The 16,267-nt window shown below is 63.9% G+C and carries 15 protein-coding genes and 1 pseudogene; 3 read left to right on the top strand and 13 right to left on the bottom strand.

What is annotated here, in order from left to right; translation table 11 throughout:
* The 13 genes and pseudogenes from NKJ75_RS25770 to NKJ75_RS25715 form a co-directional block, all read right to left on the bottom strand.
* Complete coding sequence (locus NKJ75_RS25770) at positions 1-1,149, bottom strand: acyl-CoA dehydrogenase family protein (RefSeq protein WP_352500339.1); 1,149 nt, start codon at positions 1,147-1,149, stop codon at positions 1-3.
* A complete protein-coding gene (locus tag NKJ75_RS25765) occupies positions 1,149-1,961 on the bottom strand; it encodes an enoyl-CoA hydratase family protein (RefSeq protein WP_023834923.1) in 813 nt (270 codons plus the stop codon). The genes NKJ75_RS25770 and NKJ75_RS25765 overlap by 1 nt, the downstream gene beginning before the upstream one ends.
* Positions 1,958-2,428 carry a MarR family winged helix-turn-helix transcriptional regulator gene (locus NKJ75_RS25760; RefSeq protein WP_023667803.1) on the bottom strand — a complete coding sequence of 157 codons (471 nt, stop codon included), beginning with the start codon at positions 2,426-2,428 and terminating at the stop codon, positions 1,958-1,960. The genes NKJ75_RS25765 and NKJ75_RS25760 overlap by 4 nt, the downstream gene beginning before the upstream one ends.
* Entirely contained in the window at positions 2,422-3,195 is a 774-nt protein-coding gene (locus NKJ75_RS25755; RefSeq protein WP_023834924.1) for an SDR family NAD(P)-dependent oxidoreductase, read from the bottom strand. Before NKJ75_RS25755 ends, NKJ75_RS25760 begins: the two co-directional genes overlap by 7 nt.
* Positions 3,192-5,486 (bottom strand): bifunctional salicylyl-CoA 5-hydroxylase/oxidoreductase, encoded by a 2,295-nt coding sequence (locus NKJ75_RS25750; RefSeq protein WP_023834925.1) that lies wholly within the window; start codon positions 5,484-5,486, stop codon positions 3,192-3,194. The genes NKJ75_RS25755 and NKJ75_RS25750 overlap by 4 nt, the downstream gene beginning before the upstream one ends.
* Before the next feature lie 141 nt (positions 5,487-5,627).
* The gene (locus tag NKJ75_RS25745; RefSeq protein ID WP_023834926.1) at positions 5,628-6,227 is read right to left on the bottom strand and encodes a VOC family protein; all 600 of its coding nucleotides are present in this window, start codon (positions 6,225-6,227) and stop codon (positions 5,628-5,630) included.
* Positions 6,228-6,303: 76 nt separating this feature from the next.
* A complete protein-coding gene (locus tag NKJ75_RS25740; RefSeq protein ID WP_023834927.1) occupies positions 6,304-7,134 on the bottom strand; it encodes an ATP-binding cassette domain-containing protein in 831 nt (276 codons plus the stop codon).
* Positions 7,127-8,005, bottom strand: coding sequence for an ABC transporter ATP-binding protein (locus tag NKJ75_RS25735; protein ID WP_023695186.1), 879 nt, complete (start codon positions 8,003-8,005; stop codon positions 7,127-7,129). The genes NKJ75_RS25740 and NKJ75_RS25735 overlap by 8 nt, the downstream gene beginning before the upstream one ends.
* Positions 8,002-8,850 (bottom strand): ABC transporter permease, encoded by an 849-nt coding sequence (locus tag NKJ75_RS25730; protein WP_023714925.1) that lies wholly within the window; start codon positions 8,848-8,850, stop codon positions 8,002-8,004. Before NKJ75_RS25730 ends, NKJ75_RS25735 begins: the two co-directional genes overlap by 4 nt.
* Positions 8,843-9,850 (bottom strand): ABC transporter permease, encoded by a 1,008-nt coding sequence (locus tag NKJ75_RS25725; RefSeq protein WP_023699867.1) that lies wholly within the window; start codon positions 9,848-9,850, stop codon positions 8,843-8,845. The genes NKJ75_RS25730 and NKJ75_RS25725 overlap by 8 nt, the downstream gene beginning before the upstream one ends.
* Before the next feature lie 42 nt (positions 9,851-9,892).
* Positions 9,893-10,005 (bottom strand): annotated as a pseudogene (locus tag NKJ75_RS32900) (endonuclease domain-containing protein); the annotation flags it as partial.
* Positions 10,006-10,038: 33 nt separating this feature from the next.
* A complete protein-coding gene (locus tag NKJ75_RS25720) occupies positions 10,039-11,568 on the bottom strand; it encodes an ABC transporter substrate-binding protein (RefSeq protein WP_023686913.1) in 1,530 nt (509 codons plus the stop codon).
* 112 nt (positions 11,569-11,680) lie between these two features.
* Positions 11,681-13,255 carry a phytoene desaturase family protein gene (locus NKJ75_RS25715; RefSeq protein WP_023834928.1) on the bottom strand — a complete coding sequence of 525 codons (1,575 nt, stop codon included), beginning with the start codon at positions 13,253-13,255 and terminating at the stop codon, positions 11,681-11,683.
* 119 nt (positions 13,256-13,374) lie between these two features.
* Between NKJ75_RS25715 and NKJ75_RS25710 the strand changes: the two genes are divergently transcribed.
* Genes NKJ75_RS25710 through NKJ75_RS25700 form a run of 3 tightly spaced genes read left to right on the top strand, consistent with a single transcriptional unit; the run spans position 13,375 to position 16,236 of the window.
* A complete protein-coding gene (locus NKJ75_RS25710) occupies positions 13,375-14,166 on the top strand; it encodes a cyclase family protein (RefSeq protein ID WP_023695181.1) in 792 nt (263 codons plus the stop codon).
* A 16-nt stretch (positions 14,167-14,182) separates the two neighbouring features.
* Positions 14,183-15,754 (top strand): phytoene desaturase family protein, encoded by a 1,572-nt coding sequence (locus tag NKJ75_RS25705; protein ID WP_023834930.1) that lies wholly within the window; start codon positions 14,183-14,185, stop codon positions 15,752-15,754.
* Positions 15,754-16,236 carry a MarR family winged helix-turn-helix transcriptional regulator gene (locus NKJ75_RS25700; RefSeq protein WP_023834931.1) on the top strand — a complete coding sequence of 161 codons (483 nt, stop codon included), beginning with the start codon at positions 15,754-15,756 and terminating at the stop codon, positions 16,234-16,236. Before NKJ75_RS25705 ends, NKJ75_RS25700 begins: the two co-directional genes overlap by 1 nt.
* The last annotated feature ends 31 nt before the right edge of the window (positions 16,237-16,267 follow it).

Raw genomic sequence — 16,267 nt, 5'->3', positions numbered from 1 at the left:
TCAGGCCGCGCCCATCACCTGCCGCGCGATCACCACCTTCTGCACGTCGGAAGCGCCCTCATAAATGCGCAGCGCGCGGATTTCGCGATACAGGCTCTCGATGATGTGACCTTTGCGGACGCCGTCGCCGCCATGCAGCTGCACAGCCTTGTCGATCACCTCTTGCGCCTTGTCGGTGGCGAACAGCTTGGCCATCGCCGCCTCGCGGGTTACACGCGCCGCGCCCATGTCCTTGGTCCAGGCAGCGCGGTAGACCAGCAGCGCCGCGGCATCGACGTCCAGCGCCATGTCGGCGATATGGCCTTGTACCATCTGCAGCTCTGCCATCGGAGCGCCGAAAAGTTTGCGCTCGGCCACCCTGCTGATGCTTTCGTCCAGCGCCCGGCGGGCAAAGCCGAGTGCCGCCGCGCCGACCGTCGATCGGAACACGTCAAGCACCGACATGGCGATGCGGAAGCCGTCTCCCGGTTTGCCGATCAGCGCCAAAGCCGGCACCCGGACCTGATCGAAGGAAAGCCGCGCCAGCGGATGCGGCGCGATCACTTCAAGGCGCTCGGCAATGCCAAGCCCCTTGGTATCAGCGGGTACGAGAAAGGCGGAAAGTCCCTTAGCACCCGGTGCCTCGGCGGTGCGGGCAAAGACGACGTAGAGATCGGCGATGCCACCGTTGGATATCCAGGTTTTTTCACCCGACAGAATATAATCGTCGCCATAGCGCGTCGCAGACATTTCCATATTGGCGACGTCCGAGCCTGAACGCGGCTCCGACAACGCGAACGCCGAGATCGCCTTGCCGGCCCTGGTCTTTGCCAGCCATTGCTGCTGGCCGGGCGTGCCGAACAGGCTGAGCGCGCCGGTGCCGAGGCCCTGCATGGCGAAGGCGAAGTCGGCCAGGCCGTCATGGCGCGCCAGCGTCTCGCGCGTGATGCACAAAGTGCGGACATCGAGTGGTCCGGGATTGTCGGTATCGAGCGCCGTCGGCTTCAGCCAGCCGTCGCGGCCAAGTTTGGCCACAAGCTCACGGCAGGCGGCATCGACGTCATGGTGATCGACCGGCAGGTTCCTGGCGCACCAGGCATCAAGGCGCTCGGCGAGTTCGCGGTGGCGATCTTCAAAGAACGGCCAGCTGAGGAAACTCTTGTCAGCCATCAATTGCCCTCGAACACCGGTTTTTCCTTGGCGACTAAAGCCTTGTAGGCGCGCTCGAAGTCACGCGTCTGCATGCAGATCGCCTGCGCCTGCGCTTCCGCTTCGATCGCCTGGTCGAGGCCCATCGACCATTCCTGGTTGAGCTGCGTCTTGGTGATGCCGTGCGCGAAGGTCGGGCCGGAGACGATGCGCGCCGCCATCTCGAGCGCGTCGGCCTCGAGCACTGCGGCATCGACCAGCCTGTTGTAGAAGCCCCAGCGCTCGCCTTCCGCCGCCGTCATCGTGCGGCCGGTGTAGAGCAATTCGGCGGCACGGCCCTGGCCGATGATGCGCGGCAGGATCGCGCACGCGCCCATATCGCAGCCGGCAAGCCCGACGCGGGTGAACAGGAAAGCGGTCTTGGCCTCCGGCGTGGCGATGCGGATGTCGGCGCTCATGGCGATGATGGCGCCGGCGCCGACCGCGACCCCGTCGACCGCCGCGATGATCGGCTTGCCGCAATTGAGCATCGCCTTGACGAAATCGCCGGTCATGCGGGTGAAGGCGAGCAACTCCTTCATGTCCATCTTGACCAAGGGGCCGATAATGTCGTGGACATCGCCGCCAGAGCAGAAATTGCCGCCATTGGGCAGGAACACCACGGCGTCGACGTCGTCGGCATAGACAAGATCGCGGAACGTATCGCGCAGTTCCGCATAGCTGGCGAAGGTCAGCGGATTCTTGCGCTCCGGCCGGTCGAGCCGCACCCTGGCGATCCTGCCTTCGACTTCCCAAAGGAAGTGCTTCGGCTTGAGGCCGGCCATCGAACTCATTCGCGTCCCTCCCAGTTGCTGCGGAACGAGGTCAGCATGCCGGTCAGCCGGCGCGCATCCTCCTCGCTGACCTTGGCCAGCAATTCTCCGATCCAACCCTCATGCGCCGCGGCCATTGCGGCAAAAGATTTGGAACCCTCGTCGGTCAGTCGCACCATGGATGTGCGGCGATCGCCATTGCGGCGCGCGCGCGCGACCACCCCTTCCGAAACCAGCCGGTCGACAATGCCGGTGACATTGCCGTTGGATACCAGCAGGAAGCGCGACAGATCGCTCATCAGCATGCCTTCCGGCGCGCGGTAGAGGGCGGCCATGACGTCGAAACGCGGCAGTGTCGTATCGAATTCCTTCTTCAGGCGCTCGCGCAGCTCGGCCTCGATCGTGCGCGAGGCGCGCAGCAGCCTGATCCAGAGACGCAGCCGGTCCTTGCCGGGTCCCGACGGCGCGGGCAATGGGCCGGCTACCATGTTTCGCCTCCTGAGATCGAAATCGCTTGTCCGGTAATCGACGCAGCCGCATCGCCGCACAGCCAGAGCACCGCCGCGGCAACTTCCTGCGGCTGGATGAAACGGCCTTGCGGGTTGGTCGAGGCAAGGCTCGCCCGCGCCTGCTCGACTGAGCGGCCGGTCTTTTCGACGACGCGCTGAATGGAGTCCACCAGCATGTCGGTCTCTACGAAGCCCGGGCAAACGGCGTTGACGGTCACGCCGGATTTCGCCGTCTCGGCCGCCAGTGCCCGCATCAGCCCGACCACCCCATGCTTGGCCGCCACGTAGGGCGCGACATAGGCGTAGCCTTTCAGCCCTGCGGTCGAGGCGACGAAGACGATCCGGCCCGCCTTGCGCGCGGCCATGCCGGCCAGCGCCGGCTTCACCGTCAGGAAGGCGCCGGTCAGATTGACGTCGAGCGTCCGCTGCCAGTCGGCAAGCGAGGTCTTGTGCGCCGGCGTGCTGCCGGCCATGCCGGCATTGGCGACGACGATGTCGAACGGGCCGCGCACGGCTTCCGCTTGCGCGTAGAGCGATGTCACCGCCGCCTCGTTGGCAACATCGGCTGACATGGCGTGGATGCGGTCGTTCTCGCCAGCCACCTTGGCAAGCTCGGCCTCGCGCCGCCCGCATATGGTCACCTCTATGCCGGCCTCGGCCAGCACGAGTGCTATGGCCCGGCCGACGCCGGAGCCGCCGCCAGTGACCAGCGCATGCTTGCCTGAAATCGCCAAGGCCGTCGTCATACTTTCAGCCCCGCCGCCGCATCGCGCTCGGCCAGCCGGTAGATCTGGTCGCGTCCGGGCAGATAGGGATCCGGCCATTTGACACCACGATCACCGAGCGTCACGGCCGCATGCAGCGTCCAGTAGGGATCGGCGAGATGCGGCCGTGCCAGGGCCACCAGGTCGGCGCGGCCGGCCATCAGGATCGAATTGACATGATCCGGCTCGTAGATGTTGCCGACCGCCATCGTCGCCATGCCGACCTCGTTGCGGATGCGGTCCGAGAACGGCGTCTGGAACATTCGGCCATAGACAGGCTTGGCGGCAATCGAGGTCTGGCCTGCCGAGACGTCGCATATGTCGACGCCGGCTTCGTGCAGCATCCGCGCGATCTCCACCGCATCGGCCGGCGTCACACCTTCGATGCCGACCCAATCATTGGCCGAAATTCGCACCGAGATCGGCTTTCGCGTCGGCCAGGCGGCGCGCACCGCATGGAAGATTTCCAGGGGATAGCGCATGCGATTTTCCCGCGAACCGCCATACTCATCCGTGCGCTGGTTGGTGACCGGCGTGATGAAGGACGACAGCAAATAGCCATGCGCGGCATGGATCTCGAGCATGTCGAAACCGCAGCGATCTGCCATCTCGGTGGACGCGACGAACTGGTCACGCACCTCGTCCATGTCGGCGCGGTCCATGGCTTTCGGCACCTGATTCTCAGGCGACCATGCAATCGCCGAGGCCGCCATGACCGGCCAATTGCCCGAGGCGAGCGGCACGTCGGTGCCTTCCCACCCGACACGGGTCGAGCCCTTGGCCCCGGAATGGCCAATCTGGGCGCAGATTTTCGCCTCGGTCTCGGTGTGGACGAAATCGACCAGCCGCTTCCACGCCACCTCATGTTCGGACGCATAGAAGCCGGGACAACCGGGCGTGATGCGTCCTTCCGGGCTGACGCAGGTCATCTCGATATAGACAAGCCCGGCGCCGCCCTTGGCACGCTCGGCATAGTGGGCGAAATGCCAGTCGGTCGGGCAGCCATCGACTGCCTTGTACTGCGCCATCGGCGAAACGACGATGCGGTTGTTGAGCTGCATGTCGCGCAGTTTGAACGGCGCGAACATCGGTGCCCGGCGCTGCCTGTTGCCGCCTGCCCCTGCCTGGCGCTGGAACCATTCCTCGGCGCTTTCAAGCCATTTGGCATCGCGCAGCCGCAAATTCTCGTGGCTGATGCGTTGCGAGCGGGTCAGCAGCGAATAATTGAACTGCACCGGATCGAGGCCGAGATAGCGCTCGACCTCCTCGAACCACTCCAGCGAATTGCGCGCCGCCGACTGCAGCTTCAGCACCTCGGTGCGGCGCGCATCCTCATACTTGCGGAAGGCGGCGTCGAGGTCCGGTTCGGTTTTGACATATTCGGCCAGCGCCACCGCGCTTTCCAATGCGAGCTTGGTCCCGGAGCCGATCGAGAAATGTGCCGAGGCCGCCGCGTCGCCCATCAGAGCCAGGTTCTTGTAGGACCAGCGTTCGCACAGCACGCGCGGGAAATTGATCCAGGCCGAACCTCTGATGTGATTGGCATTGGTCATCAGCGCGTGGGCGCCGAGATGTTTCTCAAAGATGCGCTCGCAGACGGCGATGGATTCCTGCTGCGACATGGCGCCGAAGCCGAAGGCAGCCCAGGTCTGTTCGCTGCACTCGACAATGAAGGTCGCTGTCTCGCTGTCGAATTGATAGGCGTGCGCCCACACCCAGCCATGCTCGGTCTTCTCGAAGATGAAGGTGAAGGCGTCGTCGAATTTCTGGTTGGTGCCGAGCCAGACGAATTTGCATTTGCGGGTGTCGATGTCGGGCTTGAAGACTTCGACGAAGGTGTTGCGCGCCCTTGAGTTCAGCCCATCGGCGGCGACGACCAGATCATGCGTCTCCATATAGGGCTGAGGGTCGGCGATATCGCTCTCGAACATCAGCCTCACGCCAAGTTCGCGCGCGCGTCGCTGCAGCAGGACCAGAAGCCGCTTGCGGCCGATGCCACAGAAACCGTGGCCCGACGAGACCGTGCGCACGCCGTCATGGATGACGGCGATGTCGTCCCAATAGGCGAAATGCTTCTTGATCCAGACAGCGCTGACCGGGTCGTTTTTGGCAAGGTTGTCGAGTGTTTCGGCCGACAGCACGACGCCCCAGCCGAACGTATCGTCGGCGCGATTGCGCTCGAACACCGTGATCTCGTGGGCGGCGTCCCGCAGCTTCATTGAAATGGCAAAGTAGAGGCCGGCTGGTCCGCCACCGAGAACCGCAACCTTCATCCGTGCGATCTCCTCTTCGCTTGCTGCATATCAAGTATCGCGCCGGAGATAAAATATTTCAAGCTTAAAGTTTCATGTTGGAACGATTGCTGGACACGGGTGGCGCGCCTGCGGGCTGGCCCCGCAAGCGCGCTCTGGAAATCACTTGTCCGGGTTCTTCGGGCTCCACAGCACAGTCTCGGCACCCTTCTCATAGGCCATCCCATCGGGATAGCTGATCGCCTCCAGTTGCAGTCCCCATGGCGCCTGGAAATAAAGGATGGTCTGGCCGGCCGCCGGACCTTCCTTGACCGGCAGCGGACCCATCCGCGTCTTCACCCCCTTGCCGTCGAGATAGGCTTTCGCCGCGGCGACATCATCGACATACATGGCAATGTGGAAGCCGCCGATATCGCTGTTCTTCGGCGTCAAATCCTTCTGGTCAGGCGCGGTGTATTTGAACAGCTCGATGTTCGATCCATAGCCGCAACGCACCATGGTGACCTGCTCGATGACAGCCTTCGGATCGACGCCCAGAAGATCCTGCATGAAGGTGCCCTTGTCGTCGGCAAAGGGCCCGAACGACATCGCCTTCTTGCAACCGACGACCTCAGTGAAGAAGTCGACCGCCTGCTTCATGTCGGGAACCGTTATGCCGGTGTGGTCGTCGCCGCGCATGCCGGGGATCGAATCGGCCGAGGCCGCTCCCATCGAGCCGAACAGGATCGCGGCAAGCATCGTGCCGCGGGCTGCATAGTTCATGTTACCCTCCGTTCGCGGGCTGATTTTGCTCTTCTGCACGTCCGAGGCCCGCTGTTGGGCGTGCAGATGAACAATCCTATTCCGGCGCTTTCGCCGCTGGCCGCAGCCAGTCCGCATCGATCTCGGGCAGCGGAATGGCGGCAAGCAGGTCGCGCGTGTAGGTCTCCCTGGGATTGTCGAACAGCGCATCGGTGGCGCTCGCCTCGACGATCCTGCCCTCGCGCATGACGATCACCTGTTGGCAGAGCCGCCGGATGACCGACAGGTCGTGGCTGATGAAGGCGACCGTCAGCCCCATCTCCGCGGCCAGTCTCTCCAAAAGGGTGAGGATCTGCGCCTGCGTCGATACGTCGAGGCCGGAGACGATCTCGTCGGCCAGCACGAATTTCGGCGAAAGCGCCAACGCGCGCGCAATTCCGACGCGCTGGCGCTGCCCGCCCGACAGTTCATGACGATAGCGACTAGCGAAGCTTTGCGGCAGGCCGACGCGATGCAATGCCTCGGCGACGCGTTCCCTAAGCCTGTCGCCAAGCCCATTCTGCTTGAGCGGCGCGGCAATGATGCCGGCGATGGTGCGACGCGGGTTGAGCGACGACATCGGGTCCTGGAAGATCATCTGCAGGTCGCGGCGCAGAGGTCGCAGCTCCGCATCCGGCAGATGGGCGATATCGCGGCCCTCGAAATGGATGCTGCCGACGCTCGGCTCCAGAAGTCTGACAAGCGTGCGGCCGAGCGTCGATTTTCCGGACCCGGATTCACCGACGATGCCGGTCACCGAACCTCTCGGCAGATCGAAGTCCAGGCCTTTCAAAATCTCGGCCAGCGGCGCGCGGCCGATCAGCGGCTTGCGGGTCATTTCGGGCAGCGCCACCTTCAGCCCGCGCACGGAAAACAGCGGCTCAACCATGCGGCCGCCTCCACGCCTGGTCTGCCGCGCCGATCTCGGCGGCAAGCCCGGCCAGCACGGTCTCGTCCACCGGCTTCAGCGAGGCCAAGGGATGGGTGTAGCGTGGCGTGGCGGCTATCAATGCCCGCGTATAGGGATGCTCAGGCGCGGCGAAGAGAGCGGCTGTATCAGCCTCTTCCACCACCTTGCCGGCGTAGAGCACAGACACTTGCTGGCTGATCTTTGCAACGACGCCGAGATCGTGGGTGACGAACAGGATCGCGGTGCCATGCTCGCGTTGCAACTCGGCGATCAGGCGCAGGATCTGCTTTTGCACGGTCACGTCGAGCGCGGTTGTTGGCTCGTCGGCAACGATCAGCCGTGGCTCGGCGGCGAAGGCGGCGGCGATCAGCACACGCTGGCGCATGCCGCCGGACAGCTCGTGCGGATAGCATTTCAGCACCCGGTCGGGATCGCGGATCTGCACCTCATCCAACAATTGCCGGATACGCTTGTCCGCCTTGTCACCGTTCCAGCCGAGAATGCGCACCAGCCGGTCAGTCATCTGCGGACCGATGCGGCGCGACGGGTTGAGCGCAGTCAACGGATCTTGCGGGATCAGCGCCGTGCGAGCGCCGATCAGCGTGCGCCTTGCCTTGGGCTGCAGCCTGCCGAGGTCTTCGCCTTCGAGCTGCATGGCGCCTTCGACGATGCGCACGCTTGACGGCAGCACACCGAGCACCGCCTTGCCGATCATCGTCTTGCCGGCGCCGCTCTCGCCAACAAGGGCACGCACCTCACCCGGCTGCACGGAGAGCGACACCGACCGCAGCACGCGCTGGCCGTTCGGCAGCACGGCGCTCAGATTGGCAATATCCAGGCAAGCGCTCATCGCAGCACCGGATCGAAGCGTGTCTTCAGCGCCTCACCGAACTGGCTGAACGACAGCACGGTGAGGATCAGCGTGACAAGCGGAAACACCAGCACCCACCAGGCCTGATGGATCGACAGCCGGCCCTCGGCGATGATGCCGCCCCAGGTCGGATCGTCGGTCGAGATCGACAGATTGACGAAGGACAGGATGGCCTCGACGATGACGGCGATGCCCATCTCCAGCGACAGCAGTGCCACGATCGACGGCACCACATTGGGCAGCACCTCGCGCAGCATGATGCCGATGCGGCCATAGCCGGCGATGCGGGCGTTCTCGACATAGTCCATGCGCGACTGGCCCATCGCTTCGGCGCGGATCACCCGGCAAAAGCGCGTCCAGTCGATTATGACGATGGCGAGGATGACGGAACTGAGGCCGGTGCCGAGCACCGCGACCAGCAGGATGGCGAACAGCACCGGCGGGAATGCCATCCAGACGTCGACGATGCGTGAAATGATGCGGTCGGCCCAGCCGCCAAAATAGCCGGCGACCAGTCCGAGCGTCGAGCCGACAAGGCAGGCGGCGATCGCCGCCGCGAAAGCGACGATGAAGGCGATACGGCCGCCGAAGATCAGCCGGGAGAGGAGATCGCGGCCGAGGCTGTCGGTGCCCAGCCAATAGCCGGATTCCGCACCACTCATCCAGAATGGCGGCAGCCGTTCCAGCATCAGGTCTTGCGCCAGCGGGTCCTGCGGTGCGACCAGCGGCGCGAAGATCGCGGCCAGCAGCGCCAGCAGCAGCCAGCCGCCGGCCAGCCACAGCCTCGGGCCCAGTCCGCGCCGGGCGATGCGTGCCTCATCCATGGCGCAGCCTCGGATTGAGCAGCGCGTACATCATGTCGACGCCAAGATTGATCAGCACGAACAGCAGCGCGAACACCAGCACGATGCCTTGGATCAGCGGCAGGTCGCGGTTGATGACGGCATCGATCGCCATGTTACCGAGCCCTTCGTAGGAAAACAGCCGCTCGACGATGACCGTGCCGCCGATGAGGAAGGTGAACTGGACGCCGACGAGAGTCAGTGTCGGCAAGGCAGCGTTCTTCAGCGCCTCGCGTAAGATAACCTGCGTTTCCGAAAACCCCTTCACCCGCGCCAGCACGACATAGTCGAGGTCCAGCACTTCCTTCAGCGACTGTTTCAGCAACTGCGCGATGATTGCGGCCAGCGGCAGCGCCAGCGCCACAGCCGGCATCAGCATGTGCTTCAGGAGATCCCAGGTCAGGTCGAGGCGCAGCCGAAGCAAGCTCTCGAAGAAATAGAACTGGGTGACGAAGGGCAGGTCGAGCTGCGGCGATACGCGGCCGGAAATGTCGAAGATCGGCACCAGCACGCCAAACAAAAGGATCAGCACGAGGCCCCACAGGAAATCGGGAATGGAAAGGGCGGCACCGCTGGCGATATCGATGCCGGCTTCGACCGCCGTGCCACGTTCGCGGGCGCCGAGGATCGCCGTCGTGCCGCCGAGCCCAACCGCCATGATCAGCGCGACGATGGCGAGTTCCAGCGTTGCCGGCAAGCGGTTGAAGACGAGGCTGAGCACATCTTGCCTGAGCGAAATCGAGGTGCCGAAATCGCCCCTGACGACGCCGGACAGCCAGATGAAGAATTGCTGCACGATGGTCTTGTCGAGCCCGTAGAGTGCACGCAGCCGGTCGATGTCGGCATCTGTCGCACCGGGGGGCAGCATCATGGCGATCGGGTCACCAGGCGCGACGCGGATCACGACGAAGACGACGACAGCCACGCCGAACAGCGTGATCAGCATCGTCAGCAGACGGATCAGGAATCGTTGCAGGAGCATTCTGGTGTTGGCCCAGTGCGTTTCTAACGAAGAGCCCCCTCATTCGTCCGCTTCGCGGCCACCTTCTCCCCGAGGGGAGAAGAGGTCACGGACAGCTGAGCTGGTCTCTTCTCCCCAGCGGGGAGAAGGTGGCCCGAAGGGCCGGATGAGGGGGCCGCTCAGCGAAGGGTGGCGCCCACAAGCCGATATCAGGCCGGGGTCATCAGCGCCGGCAGCAGCGCGCCGGACACATGCTGCACCACGTTGACGCCCTTGGCATGCACGATAGGTTGCGCATACTGAATCAGCGGCAGCACATAGGCCTGCTCGGCGATATACTTGTCGACAGCCTTCCAGCCGGCGATGCGCTTGGCCTCGTCCTTCTCGCCCCAGAGCGGATTGATCATGTCGATCAGATCCTGGCTGTCCCACACCGAGTGCGGGCTCGGCCCATACATGGCAAAACCCGTCGACGTCGTCGGGTCGCCGATGGCGTTGCCCCAATTGTAGAAGGCGGCCGGCGCCAGCTTGTCGGCGGCGCGCAGTTCATAGTGCTTGGCGATCTCGTAGACCTCGATCGTCGCCTCGATGCCGACCTTACGCCACATGCCGACGATCGCCTGGATCATCTCATAATCCTTGGGCTTGAAGCCCTTGGTCGTCTGGATGGTGAACTTGACCGGTTTTTCCGGCGAATAGCCGGAAGCCGCGAGCAGCTCCTTGGCCTTTTCCGGATTGTGCTCGACCTTGATCGAGGCGTCGAAGGCCGTGTACTCCGGGGTCTCCAGCGTAGCGATCGGTTGGCCATAGCCGCGCAGCAGCCGCTTGACCAGAAGCTCCTTGTCCACAGCCATGACGGCGGCCTGGCGGACGTTCTTGTCCAGCATCGCTTCGATGTCGTTGAAGAAGATCATGCCGATGTCGGAAACGGGCTTGCACGAGCCGGCAAGCCCGTCCTTGGCGATCAGCCGGTCATACTCTTCATAGGGGACCTCCAGCGTCACCTGCGAGGAACCGGATTCGATTTCGGCAACGCGGCTCGCCGCATCAGTGACGAACTTGATCGTCACATTCTCGAAGGCCGGCTTGTCGCCCCAATAGTGCGGGTTGGCCTTCAGTCGGAGGAAAGCATTTCGCTCGAATTTTTCCACCATGTAAGGGCCGGTGCCGATCGGCGCCTTCTCGAAACCTTCGGCGCCGACCTTCTCATAATAGGCCTTCGGCAGGATGTAGCCGGTCAGGAACGACATCCATTTAAAGTAGACCGGATCGAACTGCACGACGTCGCCGGTGATCTTGTTGCCGTCGATCTTGAAATTGTTGACGTTCTTCCAGACGAACTGGATCGGATTGCCGGTCTTTTCGTCGCCCGCCCGCTGCAGCGACCAGACCACGTCCTCGGGCGTGAAGGGCGAGCCGTCATGCCAGGTCACGCCTTCGCGCACCGTCATCGTCACCTTGGTGCGATCCTCGTTCCAGCCCCATTCGGTGAGCAGGCCAGGCGCAAAGGACAGGTCCGGCTTTTGCGGAATGAACTGGTCGAACACTGACTGGTAGAGGCCCTGGATCGTCGGGTTGACGGCCGAGGGTCCGGTGGTCGGATCCCAGGACGGCAGGTTGACGTTATAGGCGATGGTCAGCTCGCCCGCTGCCGCCTTGGCGATCTCAGGCAGGCCGATCGCCGCCACCCCAAGTGCCGCGGCACTGTATCCCAGCAATTCTCGTCTGTTGATTGTCATGGTCGTTCCCCTTGTTGGTTTTGTTGTCTTTGCGCGGCACTATCAGTTTATCGATCCGGGCTTCGTGGGCAGCAGCGCCTTGCCTCTCGTCGCCTTCATGAAATCTTGCGAGCTACCTCCCGCCAAGCTGTTGCGCGAGCATGAAGCCGGAGGCCGCGCCGGTGCCGGCGCCGGGCCATGTCGCGGCGCCTATGAGATGCAGATTGCCGACCGGCGTGTTCCAGCCGGCATAACCGCGCGCCGGGCGGAACAGGAAATTCTGTGCCAGATGGTGGCTGCCGCAGACCTGGTCGCCACCGACGAGATTGGGGTTCTCACGCTCGAGGTCGATTGGCGAGAACACTGCACGGCCGAGGATTTTCGGGCGCAGTCCGGGTGCGTATATCTCGATGATGTCGAGCACGCGCTCGGCGTAGGCATCCTTGACCTGATCCCAATGCGCGGGCGCGATCCTGCCTGCCGCATCGCCCAGGATTTCGGCAGGCAGCATGCGCACCTGCACCCACAGCACATGCTTGCCCTGAGGCGCGCGCGACGGATCGATCGCGGTCGGCTGGCCGACGACCAGCACCGGTTCGTCCGGCAGCATGCCCGCCATCGCCTGCTGATAGGTGCGCGACATCGCGTCGAGCGACGGCGACAGATGCACATAAGCGAACTGCCGAAGCTCCGCGCCGGCGCGCCAATCGGGCAGGTCGTCGAGCGCCAGATGGATCATCATCGTGCCCGGCGCGTGCCGGAATTTCTGCATCGCCGTGTCGAAGCCGGCGTCGCCGGAACCGTTGGGCAGCAACTTGCCGGTCAGCGCCCTGGGCGCGACGCCGGCAATCACTGCCTTGGTGGCCGTATGTGTCTCACCTGAAGCGAGTCGCACGCCCGATGCCTTGCCGCCGGCAACGGTGATCTCGGCAACTTCCGCCCCGGTGACGATCGTGCCGCCCGCCGAGGTGACCATACCTGCCAGCGCCCGGATGATCGTGTCGGCGCCGCCCTTGCCTAGCACCATGCCAAAGCTCTGGTTGGCGATCGATTCCAGATAGGGGAACACGGCGCCGCCGGCGATGTCGGGTGCGAAATCGAGATGCATGCCCCAGGTGGCAAGCGTTGCCCGCACATAAGGCGACTCGAAGGTCTCCTCCAGCCAGGCGCGAGGTGACGACAGCAAAAGCCGGCCGGTATCGAGCGCGCCTGACATGCCCTTCTTGCGCCACAGGTTCCAGGCGGTGCCGGCAAGCGCACGCGCACTCATCGGCGATCCCAGCAGCCGGAACAGGTGCTCGGCTTCACCCGGAAAGGCGGCGACCAGTCTACGCCAGGTCGCGGCATCGGCGGCGGAGAAAGCGGCCATGCGGGCGGTGGTTTTTTCCAGATCGTTGCTGACGCCGAACCAGCGTCCGTCCGGGAAGGCGCTGGCAAAACAGTCGGCGACCGGCGCGAACTCAAGACCCTGTGCTTTCAATTCATTTGCATATTTCCGGTGGAAGGCGGACCCGGCGAACAGGCTCAGATTCATTGCACCGAAATCGTGCCGGAAGCCGGGAAGCGTGTATTCGTGGGTCTGGACGGCGCCACCGATTGCTGCGCTGCGCTCGAAAATCCCGGTTTTCCAGCCTTTGAGCGCGAGATGCGCGGCGCATGCCAGACTGTTGTGGCCCGCCCCGACGAATATGGCGTCAAACTCGCTCACGCCCCGTTCCCATTTCCTTTATGCTTAAAGATAATTGCAGATGCATATGTTTTCGTCTAGTAGGATATTAAGGGCCGAGACGAGCCTTGATCTTCACCATAAAGAGGGAACTTCAGACCATGGACACGCAAAAACTCCTCGGCGAAGTCGCCGGCCAGCTGCTTTCAGGCGCCATCAGGGTGGTCGACCTCTCTGCGCAACTCGGACCCGACACGCCTCTTATCAAGCTGCCGCCGGAGCTTGCCGTCGACACGCCAAAGGTCGAGATCCATAACATCTCCCGTTATGACAAGAACGGCCCGTGGTGGGCATGGAACTGGCTGAAGCTTGGGGAGCATTCGGGCACGCATTTCGATGCGCCGCAGCATTGGATCAGCGGCAAGGATTATCCGGACGGCGCCACCGACACCATTCCGGCGCAGAACTTCGTCGGCCCGGTCAATGTCATCGACTGCTCGAAGGAAGCCGCCGCCGATCACGATTTCCTGCTCACCGTCGACCACATCAAGGCGTGGGAAGCCAAGCATGGCGCCATCAACGCCGGCGAGTGGGTGGTGATGCGCACCGACTGGTACAAACGCAACGGTTCGGAAGCCGAATTCCTCAACGCCAACGAAACCGGCCCGCATACGCCAGGTCCCACAGCCGAAGCCATCCAGTTCCTGATCAGCAAGGATATCAAGGGCTGGGGCTCCGAGACCATCGGTACCGATGCCGGCAAGGCCGGCGGCATGGAGCCGCCATTTCCGGCCCACACGCTGATGCACAAGGCCAACCGCTATGGCCTCGCCAGCCTCTGCAATCTCGACCAGTTGCCTCCGAAGGGCGCCATCCTGATCGCCGCACCGCTCAAGATCGAACATGGCACCGGCAGCCCTATTCGCGCGCTGGCGCTTGTATCCAACGGCTAGGTGAAAGCACGCCAGGGTGAGCCAGCCGGATCACATCATCGTTGGCAGCGGCATCAACGCGCTGGTCTGCGCGGCGATGCTGGGCGGCAAAGGGGCGCGTGTGCTCGTCCTCGAGCGCAACGACCGCATCGGCGGTTGCATGCGCACCGAGGAGATTACTGCACCCGGCTTCATCCATGATGTAATGGCGACGACCTTCGTGCTGTTCGTCACCTCCCCGGCCTTTGCGGCATTGGGCGGCGATCTCGCCAGGCACGGGTTGGAGTTCTGTCACACCGGCACGCCAACCGGCGTGCTGCGGCCGGACGGCAGTCATGCAGTGCTCACCACCAACCGCGCCGCCAATGTCGCTGCAATCAATGCGATCATGAATGGCGATGGCGACCGGCATGCCGGCGATGTCAGCGGCATCGAGCGCAATGCCGGCCTGTTGTTCGGCCTGCTTGGCGGCAGCCTGTGGTCCTATCCGACGGCCAAACTGCTGGCGGGCGACGCCTGGCGGCGAAGCCCGCGCGGGCTTGCCGCCTTTCTCGGTGAAGCACTGGTGCCGGCGCGCAGTTGGCTGGAAAGCACCTATCGGTCCGAGACAATCCGCGCGCTGTGGGCGCCCTGGGTGCTGCACGCCGGGCTCGGACCGGAAGACGCCTTCTCAGGGCAGATCGCCAAGGTCATTGCCTTCGCGCTGGAAGCGGCCGGGGCGCCGATCGTCAAGGGTGGAGCGAAGACCCTGCTCACCGCCTTCGAAGCTCTGATAAGGGAACGTGGTGGCGACATCCGCACCGCCGCCGATGTCGCCTCGATCGTCCAGAGCGGTGGCCGCGCGACCGGCGTACGGCTCGCCTCGGGCGAAACGATCACTGCCAACAAGAGCGTCATCTGTTCGGTCACGCCGACGCAGCTTTACGGCCGGCTGGTCGGCAGCGAAGCTCCCGAAGCCGATGTCGAGGCGACACAGAAATACCGCTACGGCAAAGGCAATTTCCAGATCCACTATGCGCTGAACAAGCCGCCGGCATGGCGCGGCGAAGGCCTGGACCAGGTGGCATTGTTGCACCTGACGCCGGGGCTCGATGGCGTCTCGAAAGCCTGCAACGAGGCGGCGCGCGGCATGCTGCCCGAAGTGCCGACCATCTGCGTCGGCCAGCCGCATGCGCTCGATCCGTCGCGCTGCCCGGAGGGCAAGGCGATCCTGTGGCTGCAACTGCCCGAGGCGCCCCGTCACATCAAGGGCGATGCTGCCGGCACGCTCCAGGCACCCACCGACGGGCAATGGACCGAGGCGTTGCGCGAAGCCTATGCTGATCGTGCCGAAGCCATCCTGGCCAACCACATCGATGGTTTCAAGGACAGCGTGATTGCGCGGCGCGCCTATTCGCCGGCCGATCTCGAAGCGATGAATATCAATCTGGTCGGCGGCGACCCCTATGGCGGGTCTTCGACCATCGACCAGTCGTTCCTGTGGCGGCCGTTCAAGACCAGCCGCAACCATCAGACCGGCATCAAAAACCTCTATCACATCGGCGCGTCCACCCATCCGGGCGCGGGCCTCGGTGGCGGTTCCGGCTTTCTGCTGGCGGGGAGGCTTTGATGGAGCAGAAGGTTCCGGAAAAGCGCCAGCGCATTTCGACGCTTGGCCAGATCGGCCTGCAGCAATTCGCGCCCTATCTGATGAACCGCATCATGGGGCGCTACAACGCCACCTTGCGCGACGATTTCCGCAAGCAGGGCCTGACCATTCCGCAGGTCCGCACGCTGGCCGTGCTGTCGGTCACCGACGGCGTCACCGTCAACGACCTCTCGGTCTACACCGTCATCGAGCAGTCGACATTGAGCCGCACGCTCGACACGCTGGAAGGGCAAGGTTTCGTGCGGCGCGAGCAGGGCGTTACCGACAGCCGCATCCGCCATGTGTTCCTGACCGATGACGGCCGCGCCGAGTTCACCCGCGCCTGGCCGGCCATGCATGATGCGTTCGAGGCGATGTTCAACGGTGTCGACGACGCCGAATACGCGGCTCTGATCGCCACATTGCAGAAGATGCTGAAGAACATTCGCAAGCACGACATCTAGACGCAGGCGCCGGCCGCACCGCCGGCAACGG

This window comes from Mesorhizobium sp. M0058 (assembly GCF_040323095.1).
In the GTDB taxonomy this organism is placed as follows: domain Bacteria; phylum Pseudomonadota; class Alphaproteobacteria; order Rhizobiales; family Rhizobiaceae; genus Mesorhizobium.
The sequence above is the reverse complement of the archived record's forward strand: the minus strand, read 5'-3'. Positions and strand labels throughout refer to the sequence as shown.

Excerpts from the sequence above, each read along its gene's own strand:
- NKJ75_RS25700 (WP_023834931.1), top strand. The coding sequence starts at position 15,754 with ATGGAGCAGAAGGTTCCGGAAAAGCGCCAGCGCATTTCGACGCTTGGC.
- NKJ75_RS25755 (WP_023834924.1), bottom strand. The coding sequence starts at position 3,195 with ATGACGACGGCCTTGGCGATTTCAGGCAAGCATGCGCTGGTCACTGGC.
- NKJ75_RS25760 (WP_023667803.1), bottom strand. The coding sequence starts at position 2,428 with ATGGTAGCCGGCCCATTGCCCGCGCCGTCGGGACCCGGCAAGGACCGG.
- NKJ75_RS25770 (WP_352500339.1), bottom strand. The coding sequence starts at position 1,149 with ATGGCTGACAAGAGTTTCCTCAGCTGGCCGTTCTTTGAAGATCGCCAC.
- NKJ75_RS25725 (WP_023699867.1), bottom strand. The coding sequence starts at position 9,850 with ATGCTCCTGCAACGATTCCTGATCCGTCTGCTGACGATGCTGATCACG.
- NKJ75_RS25745 (WP_023834926.1), bottom strand. The coding sequence starts at position 6,227 with ATGAACTATGCAGCCCGCGGCACGATGCTTGCCGCGATCCTGTTCGGC.
- NKJ75_RS25735 (WP_023695186.1), bottom strand. The coding sequence starts at position 8,005 with ATGAGCGCTTGCCTGGATATTGCCAATCTGAGCGCCGTGCTGCCGAAC.
- NKJ75_RS25710 (WP_023695181.1), top strand. The coding sequence starts at position 13,375 with ATGGACACGCAAAAACTCCTCGGCGAAGTCGCCGGCCAGCTGCTTTCA.
- NKJ75_RS25730 (WP_023714925.1), bottom strand. The coding sequence starts at position 8,850 with ATGGATGAGGCACGCATCGCCCGGCGCGGACTGGGCCCGAGGCTGTGG.
- NKJ75_RS25765 (WP_023834923.1), bottom strand. The coding sequence starts at position 1,961 with ATGAGTTCGATGGCCGGCCTCAAGCCGAAGCACTTCCTTTGGGAAGTC.
- NKJ75_RS25750 (WP_023834925.1), bottom strand. The coding sequence starts at position 5,486 with ATGAAGGTTGCGGTTCTCGGTGGCGGACCAGCCGGCCTCTACTTTGCC.
- NKJ75_RS25740 (WP_023834927.1), bottom strand. The coding sequence starts at position 7,134 with ATGGTTGAGCCGCTGTTTTCCGTGCGCGGGCTGAAGGTGGCGCTGCCC.
- NKJ75_RS25720 (WP_023686913.1), bottom strand. The coding sequence starts at position 11,568 with ATGACAATCAACAGACGAGAATTGCTGGGATACAGTGCCGCGGCACTT.